Source organism: Rhizobium sp. 18055 (genome assembly GCF_902706285.1).
Taxonomy (GTDB): Bacteria; Pseudomonadota; Alphaproteobacteria; order Rhizobiales; family Rhizobiaceae; genus Rhizobium.
Map to the genome: position 1 here is coordinate 1 of NZ_CACSKD010000373.1, position 416 is coordinate 416.

The window sequence follows — 416 nt, forward strand, 5'->3', positions numbered from 1 at the left end:
CCTCCGGCTCGGCGCTGGAGCAGCAGACCTACGTGCAGATCGTGCAGCGGCTCTGGGATGCCGCACCCGACCCGGACGAGCGCCGGCTGCGGGCGCAGGACCTCGCCGCGGCCCTGCACGATGCGGCCTACTTCGCCGGGGCGCCGTTCGAGGTGCCGCTGCCGGGGCACCGCTGGATGCGGGTGGCCATGAACCGCAGCGCCGGCGGCCAGAACTATGCCCTTCACACCGACATCTCCGCGGTGAAGCGCCACGAGAGCGAACTGCGTGCCGCGGAACTGCGCGCCCGCGAAAGCGAGCAGCAGCTGCGGGTGCTGGCCGAGCAGCTGCGCACCGAGACGCGCTACGACGTGCTCACCGGGCTGCTCAACCGGCGGGGCCTGGCCGGCAGCATCCAGGAGCTGTCGGTACATTCC

Annotated in this window: 1 pseudogene; it reads left to right on the forward strand. The window is 72.4% G+C overall.

The features are described from left to right. Positions 1 to 416: pseudogene (locus GVL52_RS32385) on the forward strand (hypothetical protein); the annotation flags it as partial.